Annotated in this window: 4 protein-coding genes; 1 reads left to right on the top strand and 3 read right to left on the bottom strand. The window is 57.4% G+C overall.

Annotation, left to right across the window (positions count from 1 at the left end; all coding sequences use genetic code 11):
• The 3 genes from ACXJ5O_RS19785 to ACXJ5O_RS19775 all read right to left on the bottom strand — a co-directional run.
• Nucleotides 1-601 (bottom strand): homoserine dehydrogenase (locus ACXJ5O_RS19785; RefSeq protein ID WP_457301389.1); only part of this gene is annotated, 601 nt, incomplete at its 3' end.
• A 71-nt stretch (nucleotides 602-672) separates the two neighbouring features.
• On the bottom strand, nucleotides 673-1,890 hold the full coding sequence (locus ACXJ5O_RS19780) for an LL-diaminopimelate aminotransferase (protein ID WP_114429919.1): 1,218 nt from the start codon (nucleotides 1,888-1,890) through the stop codon (nucleotides 673-675).
• A 760-nt stretch (nucleotides 1,891-2,650) separates the two neighbouring features.
• On the bottom strand, nucleotides 2,651-3,010 hold the full coding sequence (locus tag ACXJ5O_RS19775; protein ID WP_457301388.1) for a hypothetical protein: 360 nt from the start codon (nucleotides 3,008-3,010) through the stop codon (nucleotides 2,651-2,653).
• A gap of 118 nt (nucleotides 3,011-3,128) precedes the next feature.
• Between ACXJ5O_RS19775 and ACXJ5O_RS19770 the strand changes: the two genes are divergently transcribed.
• On the top strand, nucleotides 3,129-4,485 hold a 1,357-nt coding region (locus ACXJ5O_RS19770; protein WP_457301387.1), incomplete at its 3' end, for an alpha/beta fold hydrolase.

The following is a 4,485-nucleotide window of genomic DNA, read 5'->3' as shown; positions in this document are numbered from 1 at the left end:
CTTCGATGTCGAAGGTCGGATCAGCTTCCGCATAGCCGAGGCGCTGCGCATCGGCGAGGCAATCCTCGAAGGAAATTCCCTCGTCCCACATCCTCGTCAGGATATAGTTGCAGGTTCCGTTCATGATGCCGTAAACGCGCGAAACTGTATTGCCGGTCAGGGATTCGCGTAACGCCTTGATCACCGGGATACCACCAGCGACCGCCGCTTCGAAATTCAGGAGAACGCCTTTGTCTTCCGCGATTTTCGCAAGCGAAACGCCGTGCTTGGCAAGGAGGGCCTTGTTGGCGGTGACGACGTGCCGACCGGATCGCAACGCGGCTTCGACCGAGGCACGCGCTGGTCCTTCATCTCCGCCGATCAGTTCAATAAAGACGTCGATATTGTTGGACTTGGCCAACGCAACCGGATCATCGAACCAGGTTGCGGAAGAGAAATCGACGCCGCGGTCGCGCTTGGCGTCCCGCGCCGATACGGCGGTGACGATGATTTCCTTGCCGCACTGGCGAGTGAGCATTTCACCCTTGTCACGCAATATTTTCAAAACCGAGGCACCAACAGTACCCAGTCCGGCGATTCCCACGCGCAGCGCTTCACTCATTATTCAATTCCCTGAATTTTCATTGAGACGGCGCCGAGAGGCGCCGCGAATTTCAGTGCCGGCAAAGCCGCTCAGCGGTGCGCATTCAACGAAATGACGTTATGCAATTTCTCTTCCGCGGTTGAAAGAAACCGCTTGAGATTGCGGGCGGCCTGACGAATGCGATGCTCATTCTCAACGAGCGCGACGCGGATATAATCATCGCCATGCTCACCGAAGCCGATGCCAGGCGCGACGGCGACGTCCGCGTGTTCGATCAGTAGCTTGGAGAACTCCAGCGAACCGAGGCTGCGGAACTTTTCCGGGATAGGTGCCCAGGCGAACATGGTCGCAGCCGGTGCGGGTATATCCCAGCCAGCTCGGCCAAAGCTCTCCACCAGCACGTCACGGCGATGCCTGTAAACATTGCGCACCTCGGCAATATCCGAGCCATCCCCGTTCAGCGCTGAGGCCGCAGCAACCTGGATTGGCGTGAACGCGCCATAATCGAGATAGGATTTGACACGGGTCAGCGCCGAAATCAGCCGCTCGTTGCCGACCGCAAATCCCATGCGCCATCCGGGCATGGAGAAAGTCTTGGACATGGAGGTGAATTCAACCGCGACGTCGATCGCGCCGGGAACCTGCAAGATGGAGGGAGGTGGCGCACCGTCGAAATAGATTTCCGAATAGGCCAGATCCGACAGAATGATGATTTCATTCTTGCGGGCAAACGCCACCACATCCTTGTAGAAATCCAGCGACGCAACATGCGCGGTCGGATTGGACGGATAGTTGAGAATCAACGCCAAAGGCTTCGGAATGGAATGGCGGACACCGCGCTCCAATGCCGGAATGAATTGGTCATCGGGCAGTGCCGGGATCGAGCGAACGACGCCGCCCGACATGATGAAGCCGAAAGCATGAATGGGATAGGTCGGGTCCGGGCAGAGCACCACATCGCCGGGAGCGGTGATGGCCTGCGCCATATTGGCAAAGCCCTCCTTCGAGCCCAGCGTCGCAACGACCTGTGTGTCGGGATTGAGCTTAACGCCGAACCGGCGGTCGTAATAGGCAGCCTGCGCGCGGCGCAAACCCGGGATGCCCTTTGACGACGAATAACGATGCGTGCGCGGATCCTGGACAGCCTCGCACAGCTTGTCGACGATACTCTGCGGTGTCGGCAGATCCGGATTGCCCATGCCGAGATCGATAATGTCCGCACCCGCCGCTCGCGCGCTTGCCTTCAGGCGATTGACCTGTTCGAAAACGTAAGGCGGCAGGCGGCGAACTTTATGAAATTCTTCCATAGGGTTGGGTCCGGTTAAAAGGGTTCGTTATGGGCGTGCGCTATACACCGAAACGGCACGGGGGTCGAGCAATCATTGCGGGTATGTGGTCGCATGTTCTTCCCCCTTGCCACGCCCTCATCTTGAGTCTGGCCATTGTTTGCATGCTGGGAAGACGGGCGGTCGTCGAAGCGCGTCTTTGTAGATAAGTAATGCGATCCGAAGACCACCCGTCCGGCGTTTTTTGATCCCGTCCGTTCCGCTTGGGAGGCCTTCCGCRTTGGCTGAATTGCGTCACCCGCTGCCGAAAGCCCCTTTCGAAGTGCTCGTCCAGCACACGCCAGTCGTAGTACCGGCAGGGGAACCCTTGGACAGAACTTCCCCGGATGACGGGTCCGTTACCCGCCATCGGAGGCGCCGATCCTCTCCCCACTTCGAACGGCTCCGGAAGCAGTTCCCCGTGGAAAGGACGGGGATAGAGTAAGCGAGCTTTGCAGAGCGTGGATAAACAGCCACGATTATTTTGAAGTAACTGAAATTTTGAGAAGAACCCCTCCCTGCTGCTGCGCAGCTTCCCTCCCCACAAGGGGGAGGGTAACAGCGCTTTATCCTGCAGCGTCTCCTTTTTGCGTGTGCGGCGATGACAGGCGCGACGGACTAACCCTCCCCCTTGTGGGGAGGGAAGGCGCGCAGCTCCAGGGAGGGGTTTTTGGGGACGCGCCATCAGGAGTGAAAACTTATCCGCGATTTCCGGATGTTCCAGCGTGCAAGTGAAACCAGATCACTGAGGTGTGGAAGACGACTTCCCCTCGATCTCCTTCAGATCCGCTTCCTGCTGTTTCTTCAGGAGTTGCATCTCGGYTTGCCTGCGGGCGGCGACAGCGGGATCCGAGGACGGGCCGGCTTGTCCAGCCTTGGCGACGGAAAGCTTTGATCGCAGCGCATCCTTTTCCTCCGGCGTGAACTGCGTGGTCTCGCCTTTTGGATCAGGTGTGAAATGGGGATAGGTACCGGTGTTTACCGGCCCGGTCAGAGGCGAATTGGACGGGGGCGCCGGAGGCGGACTGGCGCAGGCACCCAGGCCGGCAATGAGAATGGCGCCAACAGAAAAGCGCATAATGTTTTTGGCCGAAATGTTCATTATGTGTCCTGACTGCGAAAAACGATTTCATCATTGTCGTAACAATTGCACGTTAGAGGGATAGCACCGATTTATGATATGATGTCAATATCGCGCATCGACGGGAGGAAGCGACCATATGGATAATCAAGGCGATAAGAGCGGCAAGACCCCGAACCTTGATAACTATGTCGTCAAGGATCCGGAAGCCTTTGCGCGCAATGTCGCCCATATGATCGAGCAGGCCGGGAAAGCGGCTTCCGCCTGGGTCGAACCGCGCGAGAAAGGGCTGAAGCGCGACACACTCGCCGACCCCGTCACGGACGTGGTGAAGACACTTTCCAAAGTTTCGGAATATTGGCTTTCTGAGCCAGCCCGGGCCCTTGAAGCGCAGACCAAACTTTTTTCCAGCTATATGGTGATCTGGTCGAATTCCATTCGCCGCATGAGTGGTGAAGAGGTGGAGGACATTGTCACGCCCGACAAGGGTGACAAGCGTTTCGCCGATGAGGACTGGGGCAAGAACGCCTTTTTCGATTTTCTCAAGCAGGCCTATCTCGTTACTGCGCGTTGGGCGGGGGATCTCGTCGAAAACGCCGAAGGACTTGACGATCATACGCGGCACAAGGCTGCATTTTACGTCAAGCAAATCACCACGGCGGCATCACCGAGCAACTTTCTCCTGACCAATCCGGAGCTTTACAAGGAAACCGTCGCCAGCAACGGCGAAAATCTGGTTCGCGGCATGAAGATGCTGGCCGAAGATATTGTGGCCGGAGGCGGCGACCTTCGCCTGCGTCAGTCAGACCTTACGAAGTTTGCACTCGGCGACAATGTTGCCACCACTCCGGGCAAGGTTATTGCCCGCAGCGAGGTCGCGGAAATCATCCAGTACGAGCCAGCCACAAAAGAGGTATTCAAGCGCCCTCTCCTGATTTGCCCGCCATGGATCAACAAATTCTACATTCTTGACCTCAACCCCGAGAAATCCTTCATCAAATGGGCGGTGGAGCACGGCCATACCGTGTTCGTGATTTCATGGGTCAATCCCGACCACCGCCACGCCATGAAGGACTGGACAGCCTATATCAATGAAGGCCTGCGTTTTGGGCTCGATACGGTCGAGAAAGCCACCGGCGAAAAAGCCGTGAATGCCATCGGCTACTGCGTTGGCGGAACCCTCTTGAGCGCTGCCCTCGCTCTCTTTGCAAAGGAAGGCGAAGAGCGAATCAAGAGCGCCACGCTCTTTACGACGCAGGTGGATTTCACCCATGCCGGCGATCTCAAGGTCTTCGTTGACGAAGATCAAATCCGGGCGCTGGAAAAGGCGATGTCGGCGGAAGGCTATCTGGACGGAACGCGCATGGCGACGGCGTTCAACATGCTCCGCTCCGGCGACCTGATATGGCCCTATGTCGTCAACAACTATATGCGCGGTCGTGATCCCGTGCCGTTCGACCTGCTTTACTGGAATGCCGATGCCACAAGGATGAGCG

It is taken from the genome of Phyllobacterium sp. P5_D12, from assembly GCF_054049495.1.
This window is presented reverse-complemented; position numbering and strand designations above follow the sequence as displayed.